The sequence below is a fragment of the Burkholderia sp. MSMB1589WGS genome, from assembly GCF_001636105.1.
GTDB lineage: Bacteria > Pseudomonadota > Gammaproteobacteria > Burkholderiales > Burkholderiaceae > Burkholderia > Burkholderia humptydooensis.
In genome coordinates this window covers 170,348-187,681 of the sequence record NZ_LNJT01000008.1, presented here as the reverse complement: position 1 = coordinate 187,681, position 17,334 = coordinate 170,348, and the positions used below count along the sequence as shown (strand labels likewise).

The window sequence follows — 17,334 nt, the reverse complement described above, 5'->3', positions numbered from 1 at the left end:
GACGACGACGATGAGCGCGATTTCCACGACGACAGCCGGCGCGAGCGCGATGCCTTTCGCCGCGCTGCTCGAACGCTTCGCCGAGCGACACGCGGCGGCGGGCGACGCGGGCACGATCGGCTACCGCGAGGCGGGCGAATCGTACGGCGAGCGCACTGAGCAAGCCGGGCGCGATCCCGTCGTGCTGCTGCACGGGATCGGATCGGGTGCGGCGTCGTGGGTGCGCCAGCTCGACGCGCTCGGCGCGACGCGTCGCGCGCTCGCGTGGGACGCGCCAGGCTATGGCGCATCGTCACGCGTCGCGGCCGGCTCGCCCGTCGCGGCCGACTACGCGGCGTCGCTCGCCGCGTGGCTCGACGCGCTGCGCATCGAACGCTGCGTGCTCGTCGGCCATTCGCTCGGCGCGATCGTCGCCGGCGCGTTCGCGCGGATCGCGAGCGAGCGGCTTGCGGGATTGCTGCTGATTTCTCCTGCCGGCGGCTACGGCGGCACGCCCGCCGACGTGCGGGCCGAGCGGCGCGACAGCCGTCTCGCACTGCTCGCGTCGCTCGGCCCGCAAGGGCTCGCCGACGAGCGCAGCGCAAACCTGTTGTCCGCGCATGCGAGCGACACGGCGCGCGCGTGGGTGCACTGGAACATGGCGCGCATCGCGCCCGCCGGCTATGCGCAGGCGACGCATCTGCTCGCGAACGCGGATCTCGCGTCCGATCTCGTCCATTACCGCGGCCGCGTCGCGGTCGCCGTCGGCGGCGACGACGCGATCACGCCGCCCGCCGCATGCGAGCGGATTGCGCGCGCGGCGCGTGTTGGGCTGCAGGTGATTCCCCGTGCGGGCCATGCCGGCTACGTTGAAGCGCCCGATGCGTACAGTGCGTTGATCGACGCTTTTTGCCGTCAATGCGACGGATCGCGAGGCGCGACATGAGCGAACCGCTGCTGAAGGACGCCGACAACGCGAAGAATGATTCGAACTACGTAGTACCGGGGCTCGAGCGCGGGCTGCGGGTCCTGGCCGAGTTCTCGCCGCGCGAGCCGGTGCTCGGCGCGCCGGAGCTGTCGAAGCGGCTCGGCATTCCGCGCACGACGGTGTTCCGTCTGCTGCAGACGCTCGAGTCGCTCGGCTTTCTCGAGCGCGCGGACAAGGATCGCAATTATCGCCTCGGCGTCGCGGTGTTGCGCCTCGGCTTCGAATACCTGAGCTCGCTCGAGCTGACTGATCTCGGCTTGCCGGTGATAGAAGGCTTGCGCGATGCGACGGGCTTCACGGCGCACATCGTGATTCGCGACGGCCGCGACGTGGTGTTCGTCGCGAAGGCGCAGAACGCGGGGCACGCGTTCGGCTCGGTGCGGGTGAACGTCGGCACGCGCCTGCCCGCGCACGCGACGACGCACGGCCACGTGCTGATGGGCGACCTGTCGCTCGCCGAGTTGCGCGCGCTGTATCCGGAGCGGGAGCTCGAACGCGTGACGAAGGCGACGCCCGAGACTGTCGACGCGCTCTTCGACGTGATTCGCGCCGATGCGCGGCGCGGCTACGGCATCGGCAACTCGGCGTTCGAGCGCGACATCTCGGTCGTCACGGCGCCCGTGCGCAACGAGGCGAGCCGGATCGTCGCGGTCGTCACGGTGACGGTGCCGCGGCCGGAGATCGATGCGGCGCTCGTCGCCGACGGGCTGATCGAGAAGGTCGTGCGCGCGGCGGGCGGACTGTCGCGGCGGCTCAACTACCGGGCCGACGACGAAAACACCTATTTGAAGGCATTGGGATTGCGATGATCCAGATCGATTTGAGCGGGCAGGTCGCCGTGGTGACGGGCGGCTCGTCCGGCATCGGCTACGCTTGCGCCGAGCTTTTTCTGCGCGCGGGTGCGTCGGTCGCGATATGCGGGCGCAGCGACGAACGGCTCGCGAGCGCGCATGCGCGGCTCGCGCAGCAGTTCCCGAGCGAGCGCGTGCTCGCCGCGCGCTGCGACGTGCTCGACGAAGCCGACGTGACTGCGTTCGCGCAGGCCGTGGCCGAGCGCTTCGGCGGTGCCGACATGCTCGTCAACAACGCGGGCCAAGGCCGCGTGTCGACGTTCGCGGACACGACGGACGACGCGTGGCGCGACGAACTCGAGCTGAAGTACTTCAGCATCATCCGCCCGACGCGCGCGTTCCTGCCGCTGCTGCGCGCGTCGGCCGCGCCGGCGATCACCTGCGTGAATTCGCTGCTCGCGCTGCAGCCGGAGCCGCACATGGTCGCGACATCGTCGGCGCGCGCGGGTGTGCTGAGCCTCGTCAAATCGCTCGCGAACGAGCTCGCTCCCGAGCGCATCCGCGTCAACTCGATCCTGATCGGCGTCGTCGAATCGAAGCAGTGGCGGCGGCGCTACCACGCGCAGGCCGCGCCGGGCGAATCGTGGGAAGCGTGGACGGCCGCGCTCGCCGCGAAGAAGAACCTTCCGCTTGCGCGCTTCGGCCGGCCCGACGAGGCCGCGTGGGCGCTCTTTTATCTCGCAACGAATCTGTCGTCGTACACGACGGGCAGCCATATCGACGTATCAGGAGGCTTTGCACGCCATGTCTAACAAAACCACGACCACGGTCGGCGAGCTGATTGCCGCCTTCCTCGAACAATGCGGCGTGAAGACCGCCTTCGGCGTGATCTCGATTCACAACATGCCGATCCTCGACGCGATCCACACGCGCGGCAAGATCCGCTATGTCGGCGCGCGTGGCGAGGCGGGCGCCGTCAACATGGCCGACGGCCTCGCGCGCGTGTCGGGCGGGCTCGGCGTCGCGTTCACGAGCACGGGCACCGCGGCGGGCAACGCGGCGGGCGCGATGGTCGAGGCGCTGACGGCCGGCACCCCGCTCGTGCACGTCACCGGGCAGATCGAGACGCCGTACCTCGATCAGGATCTCGCGTACATCCACGAGGCGCCCGATCAACTGTCGATGCTCAATGCGATTTCAAAGGCCGCGTATCGCGTGCGCACGGTCGAATCCGTGCTGCCGACGATCCGCGAGGCAGTGCGTGTCGCGATGACCGCGCCGAGCGGCCCCGTGTCGGTCGAGATTCCGATCGACATCCAGGCGGCCGGGATCGAGTGGCCGGACGATCTCGCGCCGCCGCACGTCGCGGTGCGCGAGCACGACAGCGCGCGCGTCGCGCAGCTCGCCGAGCGTCTGGCGAGCGCGCGCCGGCCGCTGCTGTGGCTCGGCGGCGGCGCGCGGCACGCACGCGCGGAAGTCGAGCGGCTCGTCGCACTCGGCTTCGGCGTGGTCACGAGCGTGCAGGGCCGCGGCGTGCTGCCCGAGGATCATCCGGCGACGCTCGGCGCGTTCAACGTGCACGCGGCCGTCGAGCGCTTCTACAAGACGTGCGACGCGGTGGTCGTCGTCGGCTCGCGGCTGCGCGGCAACGAGACGCTGAAGTACAAGCTCGCGCTGCCGAGCCCGCTGTTCCGCGTCGATGCCGACGCGCTCGCCGACAACCGCGGCTATCGCAACGACCTGTTCGTGCACGGCGACGCGAAGCGCGTGCTCGCCGAGCTCGCGGACCGGCTCGAAGGCAAGCTCGCCGCCGATCCGCGCTTCGCCGGCGATCTCGAGGCCGCGCGCGAGGCGGCCGTCGCGGACGTCGGCAAGGGGCTCGGCCCGTACAAGCGCCTCGTCGACACGCTGCAGCAGGCGCTCGGCCGCGACTACAACTGGGTGCGCGACGTGACGATCTCGAACAGCACGTGGGGCAACCGCCTGCTGAGGATCTTCGAGCCGCGCGCGGGCGTGCATGCGCTGGGCGGCGGAATCGGCCAGGGGATGCAGATGGCGATCGGCGCGGCGCTTGCGGGCGCGGCGGCGAAGACGGTGTGCCTCGTCGGCGACGGCGGCCTGATGGTGAACGTCGGTGAGCTCGCGACCGCCGTGCAGGAGAACGCGAACGTGATGATCGTGCTGATGAACGACCAGTGCTACGGCGTGATCCGCAACATCCAGGACGCGCAGTACGGCGGCCGCCGCTGCTACGTCGATCTGCATCAGCCGGATTTCGCGCAGTTCTGCGCGAGCCTGAAGCTCGCGCATCACCGGCTCACGTCGCTCGACGACGCGCAGCGCATCGTTCGCGAAGGGCTCGCGCACGAAGGCCCAGTGCTCGTCGAGGTCGACATGCTGTCGGTCGGCGCGTTCGCGACCGCGTTCGCCGGCCCACCCGTCAAGAAGGACACGCCCGCGGAGCGCCAGTATGCGTAACGCTCACGCTCCCGTCGACGTCGCGATGATCGGCTTCGGCGCGATCGGCGAGGCCGTCTATCGCGCGGTCGAGCACGACGCGGCGCTGCGCGTCGCGCACGTGATCGTGCCCGAGCATCAGTGCGATGCGGTGCGCGGCGCGCTCGGCGAGCGCGTCGACGTCGTGTCGTCCGTCGGCTCGCTCGCGTACCGTCCGCAATTCGCGCTCGAGTGCGCGGGGCACGGCGCGCTTGCCGACCACGTTGTGCCGCTGTTGAAGGCGGGCACGGATTGCGCGGTCGCATCGATCGGCGCGCTGTCGGACCTCGCGCTGCTCGGCGCGCTGTCGGACGCGGCCGACGAAGGCGGCGCGACGCTCACGCTGCTGTCGGGCGCGATCGGCGGCATCGACGCGCTCGCGGCCGCGAAGCAGGGCGGCCTCGACGAGGTGCTGTACATCGGCCGCAAGCCGCCGCTCGGCTGGCTCGGCACGCCGGCCGAGGCGATCTGCGATCTGCGCGCGATGACGGCCGAGCAGACGATCTTCGAAGGAAGCGCGCGCGACGCGGCGCAGCGCTATCCGAAGAACGCGAACGTCGCGGCGACGGTTGCGCTCGCGGGCGTCGGCCTCGACGCGACGAAGGTGCGCCTGATCGCCGATCCGGCCGTTACGCGCAACGTGCACCGGATCGTCGCGCGCGGCGCGTTCGGCGAGATGTCGATCGAGATGTGCGGCAAGCCGCTGCCGGACAACCCGAAGACGTCCGCGCTGACGGCGTTCAGCGCGATTCGCGCGCTGCGCAACCGCGCGTCGTGCTGCGTGATCTGAACTGCTCAACGTCAGGACAACCATCGTGACTGCATTCGACTCATCGCTCGTGCCGTCGGGCGACATCCTGATCGGCGGCGAGTGGCGCCGCGGCCGCGGCGCGACGACGCCGAACTTCTATCCGGCCGACGGCTCGCTCAACACCGAGATTCACATGGCCGACGCGGCCGACGCGCGCGAGGCGGTCGAGGTGGCCGACGCCGCGTGGCGCCGCGCGAACTGGTCGGGCCTGAAGCCGCATCAGCGCGCGGGCGTGCTGCACCGGATCGCCGATCTGATTCACGCGAATCACGAGGCGCTCGCGCAGTTGCAGCGGCGCGACAACGGCAAGCCGATCAGCGAGACGCGCGCGCTCGTCGCGAGCGCGGCGAACACGTTCCGCTATTTCGCCGCGTGCGCGGAGACGCTTGACGACGCGCTGACGCCATCGCGCGGCGACTATCTGTCGATGAGCGTGCACGAGCCGCTCGGCGTCGTCGCGGCGATCACGCCGTGGAATTCACCGATCGCGTCCGACGCGCAGAAGCTCGGCCCCGCGCTCGCGGCGGGCAACGCGGTCGTGCTGAAGCCGGCCGAGGTGACGCCGCTCGCGTCGCTCGCGCTCGCGCGCCTATGCGAGCAAGCGGGCGTGCCGCCCGGCGTGATCTCGGTGCTGCCGGGCAAGGGCTCGGTGATCGGCGACGCGCTCGTGCGCGATCCGCTCGTGAAGAAGGTGTCGTTCACGGGCGGCACCGAAGTCGGCCGCGGGATCGCGCGGCTCGCGGCCGAGAAGCTGATGCCGCTGTCGCTCGAGCTGGGCGGCAAGTCGCCGACGATCGTGTTCGACGACGCCGATCTCGATCACGCGGTCAACGGCGTGCTGTTCGGGATCTTCAGCTCGTCGGGCGAATCGTGCATCGCGGGCTCGCGCGTGTTCGTCCAGCGCGCGATCTACGACGCGTTTGTCGCGCGCCTCGTCGACGCGGCGCGCAAGCTGCGCGTCGGCGATCCGGCGAGCGAGCGCACGCAGATGGGTCCGCTCATCACCGCGCAGCATCGCGGCACGGTCGAGCGCTACGTCGCGCTCGGCCGCGACGAAGGCGGCCGCGTGCTGTGCGGCGGCGAGCGGCCGACGGGCGAAGGCCGCGACGCGGGCTTCTTCTATCTGCCGACGATTCTCGACGGCCTGTCGAACCGGGCCCGCATTTGCCGGGAAGAAATCTTCGGGCCGGTGCTCGTCGCGCTGCCGTTCGACGACGAGGCGGCGCTCGTCGCCGAAGCGAACGACAGCGTGTTCGGGCTTGCGGCCGGCATCTGGACGCGCGACTACAAGCGCGCATGGCGCGTCGCGCGCGCGCTCGACGCGGGCACCGTGTGGATCAACACGTACAAGCAGTTCTCGATCTCGACGCCGTTTTCGGGCCGCAAGGAAAGCGGGATGGGGCGCGAGAAGGGAAGCCTCGGGATTCGCGAGTACATGCAGCAGAAGAGCCTCTACTGGGGCTTGAACGATTCGCCGCTGCCGTGGGCGAACTGACGGAACTGACGGAAAGGATCATCGCATGAGCATTCTCGGCATCGAACAGATTACCTACGGCGTGACCGATCTCGCGATGTGCCGCCGTTTTTTCGCGGACTGGGGCCTCAACGAAGTCGCGCGCGGCGAAGCATACGTGAGCTTCGAGACGATGAATGGCTGCACGGTGCGCGTCGTCGACGCGCGCGATCCGTCGCTGCCGCCCGCGTTCGAGGAAGGCCCGACGCTGCGCGAGGTCACGTGGGGCGTCGGCACGCAGGCGGAGCTCGACGCGCTGCGCGGCCGGCTCGCGGGCCAGCCGGGCCACTACGAGACCGACGACGCGATCGGCTGCATCGATCCGAACGGCATGGCGATCCGCATCGAAGTGACGCGCAGGCGCCAGGTCGACGTGAAGGGCTCGCTGCCGAACGTGTGGGGCGAGACGCTGCGCGTCGACCAGCCGGCCGCTATCTACGAGCGTGCGGAGCCGATCGAGGTCGGCCACGTCGTGTTCTTCACGAACCGGCTCGCCGAGCAGGAGGCGTTCTATCACGAGCTGCTCGGCTTCGAGACGTCGGATCGCTACCCCGGCCGCGGCGCGTTCATGCGCTGCGCGCCGCACGGCGGCCATCACGACCTGTTCCTGCTCGCGCTGCCTACGGCCAAGCGCGGCCTGAACCACGTCGCGTTCACGGTGCGCGACATCCACGAAGTGTTCGGCGGCGGGATGCACGTGAGCCGCTGCGGCTGGGAGACGCAGCTCGGGCCGGGGCGGCACCCGGTGTCGTCCGCGTACTTCTGGTACTTCCGCAATCCGGCGGGCGGCCTCATCGAGTATTACGCGGACGAGGACATGCTGACGCCCGCATGGCAGCCGCGCGAGTTCGAGCCGGGCCCGACCGTGTTCGCCGAGTGGGCGATCGACGGCGGCCTCGACGGCAATACGCGCCGGCAGAAGAACGCGCAGGCGCCGGAAGGCAGGTTCATGACGGAGCGCAAGGATGACTGAGCATGCGAACGCCGACGCGGGTGCCGCGCCGCGCACCGTCGTCGTGATCGGCGGCGGGCAGGCGGCGGGCTGGGTGGTGAAGACGCTGCGCGGCGAGGGCTTCGCCGGGCGCATCGTGATGATCGCGGACGAAGCGCATCCGCCGTACGAGCGGCCTCCGCTGTCGAAGGCGGTGCTCGCGGGCGATGCCGACATCTCGTCCGTGCGCGTCGTGCAGCCGGACGAATTCGGCGCGCTCGGCATCGAAGCGTGGCAGCCCGAACGCGCGGCGTCGATCGATCGCGCGCGGCGCATCGTGCGCACCGCATCGGGCCGCGAGATCGAATACGACCGGCTCGTGATCGCGACGGGCGGCGCGCCGCGACGTCTGCCGGATGCAATCGTCGGGACACCTCATCTTCACTACCTGCGCACGCTCGACGAGGCAGTCGCGCTCGGCGAGCGGCTGCGCGCGAGCCGCCGCGTGCTCGTGATCGGCGGCGGCTGGATCGGGCTGGAAGTCGCGGCCACCGCGCGCAAGCTCGGCGTAGACGCGGTCGTCGTCGAGGGTGCGCCGCGGCTTTGCGCGCGCTCGGTGCCGGGCGAGGTGTCCGATTTCCTGCTCGATCTGCATCGCGCGAACGGCGTCGACGTGCGGCTGAACGCGTCGCTCGCGTCGCTCGGCGCGCATCCGGACGACGCGAATCGCGTATGCGCGACGCTCGCCGGCGGCGCGACCGTCGACGCGGATTTCGCGGTCGCGGGAGTCGGCCTCGCGCTCAATACGTCGCTCGCGACCGAAGCGGGCTTGCACGTCGACGACGGCATCGTCGTCGACGAATACGGAGCGACGAGCGATCCGGCGATCTTCGCGTGCGGCGACGTCGCGAACCATCCGAACGCGTGGCTCAAGCGCCGCGTGCGGCTCGAATCGTGGGCGAACGCGCAGAACCAGGCAATCGCGGCCGCGAAGGCGGTGCTTGGCGTGCGTGCGCCGTATGCGGAGATTCCGTGGTTCTGGTCCGATCAATACGACGTGAACCTGCAGATCCTCGGCGATCTGCCCGCCGACGCGCAGCGCGTCGTGCGCGGCGACATCGCCGCGAAACGCGCGACGCTGTTCTTCGTGACGGACGGCGCGCTGCGCGGCGTGATCGCGATCAACTCGGCGCGCGACCTGAAGCTCGCGCGCAAATGGATGAATCAGGGGCGCGCAATCGACGTCGCCGCGCTGACGGATACGACGAAGGCGCTTGCCTGACCACGAGAACGACGACATGGAGGAGAACCCACGCATGAGCACACTGGAAACCGCGATCGCGGGCGCGCCCGCGGCCGACACGGCGGCGAGCGCCGCGACACCCGGCGCGATCATCGCGCGCCTCGAGCGGCTGCCCGCGAACGCGATGCAGATCCGCGCACGCGTGCTGATCGGCGCCGCGACCTTCTTCGACGGCTTCGACGTGATCACGATCGCGGCGACGCTGCCGCTCCTGATCCACAAGTGGGGGCTGTCGCCGAATCAGGTCGGGATGCTGATCGCGTCCGGCGCGATCGGCCAGTTGCTCGGTGCGTTCCTGTTCCCGGCGCTTGCGGAGAAGCACGGCCGCGTGCGCGCGATCGCGTGGAGCTCGGCCGTGATCGGCGTGACGAGCATCGCGTGCGGATTCGCTTCGACGTTCGAAGCATTCGTACTGCTGCGGATCGTGCAGGGGCTTGGCCTCGGCGGCGAGCTGCCGGTCGCCGCGACCTACATCAACGAAATCACGCGTGCGCACGGCCGCGGGCGCTTCGTGCTGCTGTACGAGATCGTGTTTCCGATCGGCCTGCTCGCGTCGATGGCGCTCGGCGCATGGCTCGTGCCGCGCTTCGGCTGGGAGGTGATGTATTTCATCGGCGGGATGCCGCTCGTGCTCGCGCTCGTGCTTGCGCGGCTCGTGCCGGAATCGCCGCGCTGGCTCGCGTCGCGCGGGCGGCTCGACGAAGCGGGGCACGCGCTGCATGCGTTCGAATCCGCGGCGAAGGAGCCGCTGCCGCCCGTCGCGCATGCGAGCGAGTTCGACGCGCTCGTGCGCAGCCATCCGAAGCGCCGGATGATCGACCTGTTCGGGCCCGCGTATCTGAAGCGCACGCTCGCGGTCGCGACGCTGTGGGCGACGTGCGGATTCATCCAGTACGGGCTGTCGACCTGGCTGCCGACGATTTACAAGAACTTCTATCACGCGCCGCTGCAGCTCGCGTTGAACCTTGCGGTGATCGGCTCGGTGATGGGCGTCGTGGGCTCGCTCGTGTCGGCGCTTGCCGTCGACGTGGTCGGCCGCAAGCCGGTGATCGTATGGTCGTTCGTGCTTTGCGCGTTGTCGCTCGTGTTCGCGGGGCTCTTTCACGCGTCGTCGGTGTACGTGGTCGCGACGTTCTGCTCGTTCGCTCTCGGCCTGATGGCGTCGGGCTTCATCACGTCCTATGTGTACACGCCCGAGCAGTATCCGACGAGCATCCGCGCGGCCGGCTGCGGACTCGGCAGCGCGTGGCTGAAGATCGCGTCGTTCGTCGCGCCGATGGCGGTGCCGCGCGCGATCGTCGGCGGCGATCTGAGCCCGGCGTTCTACTTGCTCGCGGTGGTGCCGCTCATTGCTGCGCTGACCGTGCACTTCGTCGGCATCGAGACGAAAGGGCAGGTGCTCGAAAAACTCGAGGCATAGCGCGGCGCTTTCGCAACGTTTGGCAGTAGTGCAGCAGAAAAAGCCCGGTGCGCGTGCATCCGAAAGCGGCCGGACGGCGGCATCGAGCACGCCGGCCGATGCGTCCGGCGGTTCCGCGCCGGCTGGCCATCGGCGTGTCTCCGCGCGCATTCGATAAGTCGTGTTTTCTGGATTTATTAATGGCCGGTTTAAAATATTTATTGATGAATAGGAATCCGCTTATATTGCATTTCAGGCAATGTTGTCTGGATTACATTTTTCACATTCTTTCGTCAGTGTTCGATGGATTACTGTTTTTGAGTATTTGAGGTTTGCCAAGGTGGAAAGTTATTAATATCCCTGCCTGCGAGGCGTGATTGGGGTTCGCGATTGATGTCCCGGAAATCGTATAAATGATTTTGACATTTAATCGCAATGCATGATTTCGTATTCGACGGCGACGTCCTGCGGACTGCGCACTCGGAAATGACCCTGCTGACGGCCCGTGCGAATTGAAATCACAGGGGATATTGAGTGAACAACATCTACAATGTTGTCTGGAGTCGGGTGCGAGGCCAATTGATTGCGGTTTCCGAATTTTCCGGATCGAATGGCAAGGGTTCGACGACGCGAGTCGCCAGGGCGGCGCCTGGCGTCGCCGCACATGTTGCGGCTTCCCGCCGGTCGCGCCCGTCGTGGGTGAAGCTCGGCTTGATGTCGCTGTCGGTGAGCGCGGCGATGGGCTGGATGGCGACCGACGCCGCGGCGCAGGTCAGCTACGCGGCGGGCTATAACGCGTATGCCGGCCCCGGCAGCAATACCGGCCCGTGGGCGTTCTACAACCCGGCCTTCAGCGCGGGCACGCTGCTGTACGGCACGGCGGTCGGCAACTACGCGTATGCGAACGGCGAGGGCAGCTCGGCCTACGGCGATCACGCGACGGCGCAGGGGCGCATCGGCACCGCGCTCGGCGCCTATTCGGAAGCGGCCGGCGACGGCGGCACCGCGATCGGCGCCAGCGCGCGGGCGCTGCCGGACTTCAGCATCGCGATCGGCACGAACGCGCAGGCGCTGAAGGACACGGGGCAGTCGATCCCCGGCCGCGAAGACATCGGCACGATCGCGATCGGCGCGGGCGCGCTCGCGCAGGGCGACAACAGCGATCCGCTGCACGTGTCCGCGCCGAATGCGTTCGGCGGTTACACGGTCGCGACGGCGAGCGGCGCGGTGGCGCTGGGTGAGGGCGCCGCGTCGTCCGCCTATTACGCGAATGCGCTAGGCTCGTATTCGAAGGCATCGGGTGCGGGCGCGGTCGCGGTGGGCGGCGGCGCCGAAGCAACCGCGCAGGGCGCGGTGGCGATCGGCGGCTCGACGAGCGTCAACGACGCGACCGCACTGTCCGGCTATGCGAGCGCGAGCGGCATCAACGCAATCGCGGTCGGTTCCGGCGCGCAGGCGACGGGCAGCCAGTCGATCAGCATCGGCACGGGCAACGTCGTGTCGGGCGCGAACGCCGGCGCGTTCGGCGATCCGTCGACAGTTACGGGCACGGGCTCGTATTCGTTCGGCAACAACAATACGATCAACGCGAACAACGCATTCGTGCTCGGCAACAACGTGCGGATCGGCTCGGGACTCGACGGCTCGGTCGCGCTCGGCAACGGCGCGGCGGTCGCGGCGGCGAACCCGACCGGCAGCGCGACGATCACGACGACGTCGGGCGGTCAATTGACGCTGTCCGGTTTTGCCGGCGCGAATCCGACGAGCGTCGTCAGCGTCGGCGCGCCCGGCGCCGAACGCCAGATCACGAACGTCGCGGCGGGGCGCATCACGCCGACGTCGACGGACGCCGTCAACGGCAGCCAGTTGTATGCGGTTGCGAGCACGATCGACAGCGCGGTGAACGGCGGCGGGATCAAGTACTTCCACGCGAATTCGACTTTGGCCGATTCGACGGCGGCGGGCGCGGACAGCGTCGCGGTCGGCCCGGCCGCGCTCGCCTACGGCAACGACTCGATCGCCGAAGGCACGAACGCGACGGCGGGCGTGAGCGGCAACCCGGCGGTCGCCGGCGACGTCGCGCTCGGCAGCGGCGCGCAAGCGACGGGTGGCCGCTCGCTCGCGCTCGGCGCGAACGCGTCGGTCAATGCCGCGGGCGGCGTCGCGCTCGGCGCCGGGTCGGTCGCGAATCGCGCGGCCGGCACGTACACCGATCCGATCACGGGCGGCAGCTTCACGACCGCATTCGGCGCGGTATCGGTCGGCCTCGAAGGATCGCTGCGCCAGATCACCAACGTCGCGGCGGGCACGCAGGCGACGGACGCGGTGAACGTCGGCCAACTGCAAGGCGCGATTGCGCAGTTGAACCAGTCGATCCAGAACATCACGAACGGGTCGAACTCGGGGAACAACGGCAACAACTCCGGGCAGACCGTGTCGGGCCAGTGGATCACGGGCAACCCGTCGACCTATACGCCGCCGGTGGCGAGCGGCATCGGCTCGACCGCCGCGGGCAGCGGCAGTGTCGCGTCCGGCGCGAACAGCGTCGCGATCGGCGACGGTGCGTCGGCGTCCGGCAACAACTCGGTCGCGCTCGGCGCCCATTCGGTTGCGAGCGCGCCGAACACGGTGTCGGTCGGCTCGGCCGGCAACGAGCGGACGATCTCGAATGTCGCGCCGGGTGTGAACGGCACCGATGCGGTGAACGTGAACCAGTTGAACAGTGGCATCGGCAATGCGCTCAGCCAGGCGAATCAGTACACGGATCAGAAGGTCGACCATCTGCGGCGCGAGATGAACGGCGGCGTGGCGGCGGCGATGGCGGTGGCCGGCTTGCCGCAGCCGACCGCGCCGGGCAAGAGCATGGTCGCGCTCGCGGGCTCGACGTGGCAGGGGCAACAAGGCTTCGCGCTCGGCGTATCGACGATTGCCGAGAACGGCAAGTGGCTGTATAAGGGGGCGCTCACGACCAGCACGCGCGGCGGGACGGGCGCGGTGCTCGGGGCCGGCTATCAGTGGTGACAGTGGTGACGTGAGTCGCGTGCAACGGCCGGCGTACGTCCGGCCGCTGAGACGATAAGGAATCCAATATGAAAATTAGCAGGATATCGAAATATGTGGCGGCCGCCGGGATCTGCGGGGCGCTGCTGGCGGGATGCGGGATGGCGCCGACGACCGCGCCGGACGGCTCGGTCGGGTTTCCGGCGCGCGACAGCGCTTGGCTGAAGGAAGGCACGTTCGTGAATGCCGAGAACCTGCGCCAGATCGGGCCCGGTCTCGACAAGAACCAGGTCTATGCGCTGATCGGTGAGCCGCATTTCAGCGAGGGCATTGTCGGCGTGCATGTGTGGAACTACGTGTTCAATTTCCGCACGGGCCCGGGGGCGAGCGACGTCGTGACGTGCCAGTACCAGATCCAGTATGACGACCACTATCGCGTGAAGTCGACGTACTGGAAGGAGCCGGCGTGCAAGGCGCTTGCTGACGGCCCGAAGCCGGTGCCCGCCGTGCAGGCGCCGCCGGGCGACGACGTGAAGCAGTTCACGCTCGATTACCCACTGCTGTTTCCGTTCGACAAATCGGCGCTGCGCGACCTGCTGCCGGCCGGTCGCGCGGAGCTGGACCGGATCGCGGCCGCGCTGCGGCAGCAATACCAGCACATCCGCTCGGTGCGGGTCACAGGCTATACCGACCGGCTCGGCACCGACACATACAACCGGCAACTGTCGCTCGCGCGGGCCGAAACGATCCGCGCGTACCTGACGACGCGCGGCCTGCCCGGCGATCTGATCGTCGCGCAAGGGCTAGGCAAGGCCGATCCGGTCAGCAGTGGCTGCCCCGCCGGACGGTCGGCCGAGGCGATCGCGTGTCTCGCGCCGGACCGGCGCGTCAGGATCGACGTCGCCGGCGAGCGGCGCTAGTCTCGCGGCGGGCGCGGCTCAAGCCGGCTGCGACGCCGGCTGTGTCGGCTATGTCGGCCGCATTGACGCCTGCTTCAGCGCCCATCGCGGCACCTGCGCGTTTCGCGCGGGCGCTGAGTACGACGGACGGCCGTTCGATGCGCGGGCCGGCCCGTCCGCGAGTTGCGGCGAGCATCGGCGTGCGATTCAGCGCACGGCGGTGACGGGCACGCTTGCGATGCGCACGAGGCGATCGAGGATGCTGCGATGGAAGAAATGGGCGAGCGCGTGGACGGGATCGCGGCGCGGCGCGACGACGACGATCTCGTCGCAGCCGTTCTCGGTCGCGCACGCGGCGATCGTGTCGGCGATCGGACCGACTTTCATCGCGACCGAATATTTGACGTTGGCGTCCTTGAGGATGCCGATGGCTTGGGTGAGTTCGCTTTCCGAAAAATCATGCTCGATCTGGCGGAGCTTCGCGAGCGAGTGGAAGGCTTCGAGGCGGGTGGATTCGAGTGGGGGCTGCACGTTGACAAGCACGACTTCGGATGCACATCGCTCGTGATACAGAAAGACGGCGTGCCGCACGGCCTGCAGTGAACGCTGCGAATGGCCGACGGGAACCAGGAGTTTGAGCATGGGAAAACCTGTTCGGTAACGCGATGACAGTAGGCTAGTCTCGCCAGTGTCGGTGCGGTCTAAAGAAATTCGGGGGCGGCATAAAAATGTCGTAAACGTTCTTCCCGGCCTCACCTTATAAAAAATATAAGAAATATAAATTTATGCGCATAAAGGGACGGGTCGATTGGTGACGAATCCGGGTCTTCGGATGGCTCGCGTAGCGACTCCGGCTCGATGCCCGGCGCATGTCACGGGGGCGGCGGCGCGGCGCGTCGTCACGCGCGGCTTCGTTCATTGCGCCGCCGACGCCGCGAGCGCGATACGCCGATTGAATCGGTAGCCGGATTGCTTCGTTGATTTGTTGCGGTGCGGCATGCGCGGCGCGGAATCGCGGTAGTGTCGCAGCGCGATCCGTTGCGTTTATATAATCGTCGACATCCCCGCCACAGGCGGCGCGCCGGCGCGCGGTGGGGCGCTTTGCCGCCGGCCGGCCCACCTGTTCGCACGGAGCCCCGCATGTCCGAACGCATTTCTCCATCGCCCCGCTCACCGTCCATGCCGCTCGATCCGCTCGTCGACATGCCCGCGCACGCGCTCGCCGCGGCGATCCGGCGCAAGGACGTATCGTGCGTCGAGACGATGCGCGCATATCTCACGCACATCGGGCGCGTGAACGGCGATGTCAATGCGATCGTCGCGTTGCGCGAGCCGGATGCGCTGCTTGCCGAGGCCGCGCAGAAGGACGCGGCGCTCGCGCGCGGCGAGTATGCGGGCTGGCTGCACGGCATGCCGCAGGCGCCGAAGGATCTTGCGATGACGAAGGGCATCGTGACGACGCTCGGCTCGCCGATCTTTCGCACGATGACGCCGACGGCAGATGCGATCGTCGTCGAGCGGATGCGCGCGGCGGGCGCGGTGTTCATCGGCAAGACGAACACGCCGGAGTTCGGGCTGGGCTCGCACACGTTCAACGAGGTCTATGGCGTGACGCGCAATCCGTACGATCTATCGAAGAGCGCGGGCGGCAGCAGCGGCGGCGCGGCGGCCGCGCTCGCGGCGAGGATGCTGCCGGTTGCCGACGGCAGCGACTTCGGCGGCTCGCTGCGCAATCCGGCCGCGTTCTGCAATGTCTACGGCTTTCGGCCGTCGCAAGGACGCGTGCCGCGCTGGCCGAGCGTCGACGTGTTCGTCCAGCAGCTTGGCACCGAAGGGCCGATGGGGCGCACGGTCGTCGACGTCGCGCAACTGCTCGCGATCCAGGCGGGCTATGACCGGCGCGATCCGCTGTCGCTCGCCGAGGATCCGCTGCGCTTCGCGCAGTCGCTCGAGGCCGACTTGCGGGGCAAGCGAATCGCGTGGGTTGGCGACTGGAACGGCTATCTCGCGATGGAACCGGGCGTGCTCGAGCTGTGCGAGGCGAGCTTCGATGCGTTGCGCGCGATCGGCTGCGACGTCGATGTGGCGCTGCCGGCGTTCTCTCCGGAACGGATCTGGCAGACGTGGCTCGCGCATCGTCATCTGCTCTCGGGTGGGAATCTGCTGACGCTTTACCGCGAGCCGTCGCGGCGCACGCAACTGAAGCCGGAAGCGATCTACGAAGCGGAGGGCCTGTTCGCGCTCGGTGCGGCCGACATCTACGATGCGAGCGCGGCGCGCAGCGCATGGTATCGGGCGCTGACGACGTTCTTCGAGCGCTACGACTACATTGCCGCGCCGGCCGCGCAGGTCTTCCCGTTCGACGTCCACCTTCGCTGGCCGCAGGCGATCGCCGGGCGCGCGATGGACACATATCATCGCTGGATGGAAACAGTCGTGCCGTGGACGCTCGCCGGCTGCCCCGCGATCAGCGTGCCGGTCGGGTTCGGTGCGGCGGGGTTGCCGATGGGCATGCAACTGATCGGCCGGCCGCGCGACGACCTCGCGGTGCTGCAGCTTGCGCATGCATACGAAAAGGAGCGGGACTGGGTGAATGCGCGCCCGCCCGCGCTATCCGGCGCACGTATCGAATAGGCGCGCCGGATGCATGTGTACCAAGGCTGGATCGAGTCGGGCAATTGTTTCGAGGTGCAAAATAATTGACGCCGGCCGATGCGTCAGATCGACGTAACTTACTTCGCTGTTCTCAATTCGCCAGCGGGCAGCCGGCTTGTCGATTTCAATTCGCGCATCGAGATTGTGCTGAGCAGCTCCTTCACGCCCGGCAGCGACCGGAGCCGATTCAGCACGAAGCTCGAGAACGTATCGAAATTCTTCGCGACGATTTGCACGAGATAGTCGTGCTGGCCGGTCGTGTTGTGGCACGCGACCACTTCTGCCATCGCCATCACGCCCGCCTCGAACGCGCGGCAGGTTTTCTCGGTATGGCTGTCGAGCGAAATGTTGACGAACGCGACGATCTCGTAGCCGAGCGCGCGCCGATCGAGGATCGCCTGATAGCCCGAGATGAAGCCGTCGGCTTCGAGCCGGCGCAGGCGCTTCCAGCACGGTGCCGCCGACAGCGCGACGCGATCGGCCAGCTCCGCGTTGCTGAGGCGCCCATTGTCCTGCAGGATCTTCAGAATCTTCAGATCTGTTTCGTCGAGCTTCATGCCGATCGCCTT

Annotated in this window: 14 protein-coding genes; 12 read left to right on the top strand and 2 right to left on the bottom strand. The window is 68.5% G+C overall.

Going from position 1 to position 17,334, the window contains the following annotated elements:
* Positions 1-10 precede the first annotated feature (10 nt).
* The 11 genes from WT16_RS18845 to WT16_RS18795 all read left to right on the top strand — a co-directional run bounded on the left by WT16_RS18845 (position 11) and on the right by WT16_RS18795 (position 14,131).
* Entirely contained in the window at positions 11-925 is a 915-nt protein-coding gene (locus WT16_RS18845) for an alpha/beta fold hydrolase (protein ID WP_015602947.1), read from the top strand.
* Entirely contained in the window at positions 922-1,776 is an 855-nt protein-coding gene (locus WT16_RS18840; RefSeq protein ID WP_015603863.1) for an IclR family transcriptional regulator, read from the top strand. Before WT16_RS18845 ends, WT16_RS18840 begins: the two co-directional genes overlap by 4 nt.
* The gene (locus tag WT16_RS18835; protein WP_015602774.1) at positions 1,773-2,570 is read left to right on the top strand and encodes an SDR family oxidoreductase; all 798 of its coding nucleotides are present in this window, start codon (positions 1,773-1,775) and stop codon (positions 2,568-2,570) included. The genes WT16_RS18840 and WT16_RS18835 overlap by 4 nt, the downstream gene beginning before the upstream one ends.
* Complete coding sequence (locus WT16_RS18830) at positions 2,563-4,236, top strand: thiamine pyrophosphate-binding protein (protein WP_015604105.1); 1,674 nt, start codon at positions 2,563-2,565, stop codon at positions 4,234-4,236. The genes WT16_RS18835 and WT16_RS18830 overlap by 8 nt, the downstream gene beginning before the upstream one ends.
* Complete coding sequence (locus WT16_RS18825) at positions 4,229-5,044, top strand: aspartate dehydrogenase (protein WP_063533952.1); 816 nt, start codon at positions 4,229-4,231, stop codon at positions 5,042-5,044. Before WT16_RS18830 ends, WT16_RS18825 begins: the two co-directional genes overlap by 8 nt.
* 25 nt (positions 5,045-5,069) lie before the next feature.
* Entirely contained in the window at positions 5,070-6,560 is a 1,491-nt protein-coding gene (locus tag WT16_RS18820) for an aldehyde dehydrogenase (RefSeq protein ID WP_059930028.1), read from the top strand.
* 25 nt (positions 6,561-6,585) lie between these two features.
* Entirely contained in the window at positions 6,586-7,551 is a 966-nt protein-coding gene (locus WT16_RS18815) for a VOC family protein (protein WP_063533951.1), read from the top strand.
* The gene (locus tag WT16_RS18810; RefSeq protein WP_063533950.1) at positions 7,544-8,791 is read left to right on the top strand and encodes an FAD-dependent oxidoreductase; all 1,248 of its coding nucleotides are present in this window, start codon (positions 7,544-7,546) and stop codon (positions 8,789-8,791) included. Before WT16_RS18815 ends, WT16_RS18810 begins: the two co-directional genes overlap by 8 nt.
* Before the next feature lie 34 nt (positions 8,792-8,825).
* Complete coding sequence (locus WT16_RS18805; protein ID WP_059930311.1) at positions 8,826-10,232, top strand: MFS transporter; 1,407 nt, start codon at positions 8,826-8,828, stop codon at positions 10,230-10,232.
* Positions 10,233-10,778: 546 nt separating this feature from the next.
* Positions 10,779-13,232 carry a YadA-like family protein gene (locus WT16_RS18800; RefSeq protein ID WP_063533949.1) on the top strand — a complete coding sequence of 818 codons (2,454 nt, stop codon included), beginning with the start codon at positions 10,779-10,781 and terminating at the stop codon, positions 13,230-13,232.
* Between the two features lie 68 nt (positions 13,233-13,300).
* Positions 13,301-14,131: an OmpA family protein gene (locus WT16_RS18795; RefSeq protein ID WP_063533948.1), complete on the top strand. Its 831-nt coding sequence runs from the start codon at positions 13,301-13,303 to the stop codon at positions 14,129-14,131.
* Between the two features lie 186 nt (positions 14,132-14,317).
* Here WT16_RS18795 and WT16_RS18790 read toward each other — a convergent pair whose 3' ends face one another.
* Complete coding sequence (locus WT16_RS18790; RefSeq protein WP_009914843.1) at positions 14,318-14,752, bottom strand: universal stress protein; 435 nt, start codon at positions 14,750-14,752, stop codon at positions 14,318-14,320.
* 498 nt (positions 14,753-15,250) lie between these two features.
* Here WT16_RS18790 and WT16_RS18785 point away from each other — a divergent pair, with 498 nt between their 5' ends.
* A complete protein-coding gene (locus WT16_RS18785; RefSeq protein ID WP_082874926.1) occupies positions 15,251-16,744 on the top strand; it encodes an amidase in 1,494 nt (497 codons plus the stop codon).
* Between the two features lie 98 nt (positions 16,745-16,842).
* Here WT16_RS18785 and WT16_RS18780 read toward each other — a convergent pair whose 3' ends face one another.
* Entirely contained in the window at positions 16,843-17,322 is a 480-nt protein-coding gene (locus WT16_RS18780; RefSeq protein WP_006027410.1) for an Lrp/AsnC family transcriptional regulator, read from the bottom strand.
* Between the last annotated feature and the right edge of the window lie 12 nt (positions 17,323-17,334).

What these genes read in the sequence shown, in the direction of transcription:
- WT16_RS18845 (WP_015602947.1), top strand. Translation starts at nt 11, where the DNA reads ATGAGCGCGATTTCCACGACGACAGCCGGCGCGAGCGCGATGCCTTTC.
- WT16_RS18840 (WP_015603863.1), top strand. Translation starts at nt 922, where the DNA reads ATGAGCGAACCGCTGCTGAAGGACGCCGACAACGCGAAGAATGATTCG.
- WT16_RS18835 (WP_015602774.1), top strand. Translation starts at nt 1,773, where the DNA reads ATGATCCAGATCGATTTGAGCGGGCAGGTCGCCGTGGTGACGGGCGGC.
- WT16_RS18830 (WP_015604105.1), top strand. Translation starts at nt 2,563, where the DNA reads ATGTCTAACAAAACCACGACCACGGTCGGCGAGCTGATTGCCGCCTTC.
- WT16_RS18825 (WP_063533952.1), top strand. Translation starts at nt 4,229, where the DNA reads ATGCGTAACGCTCACGCTCCCGTCGACGTCGCGATGATCGGCTTCGGC.
- WT16_RS18815 (WP_063533951.1), top strand. Translation starts at nt 6,586, where the DNA reads ATGAGCATTCTCGGCATCGAACAGATTACCTACGGCGTGACCGATCTC.
- WT16_RS18810 (WP_063533950.1), top strand. Translation starts at nt 7,544, where the DNA reads ATGACTGAGCATGCGAACGCCGACGCGGGTGCCGCGCCGCGCACCGTC.
- WT16_RS18805 (WP_059930311.1), top strand. Translation starts at nt 8,826, where the DNA reads ATGAGCACACTGGAAACCGCGATCGCGGGCGCGCCCGCGGCCGACACG.
- WT16_RS18795 (WP_063533948.1), top strand. Translation starts at nt 13,301, where the DNA reads ATGAAAATTAGCAGGATATCGAAATATGTGGCGGCCGCCGGGATCTGC.
- WT16_RS18790 (WP_009914843.1), bottom strand. Translation starts at nt 14,752, where the DNA reads ATGCTCAAACTCCTGGTTCCCGTCGGCCATTCGCAGCGTTCACTGCAG.
- WT16_RS18785 (WP_082874926.1), top strand. Translation starts at nt 15,251, where the DNA reads ATGTCCGAACGCATTTCTCCATCGCCCCGCTCACCGTCCATGCCGCTC.
- WT16_RS18780 (WP_006027410.1), bottom strand. Translation starts at nt 17,322, where the DNA reads ATGAAGCTCGACGAAACAGATCTGAAGATTCTGAAGATCCTGCAGGAC.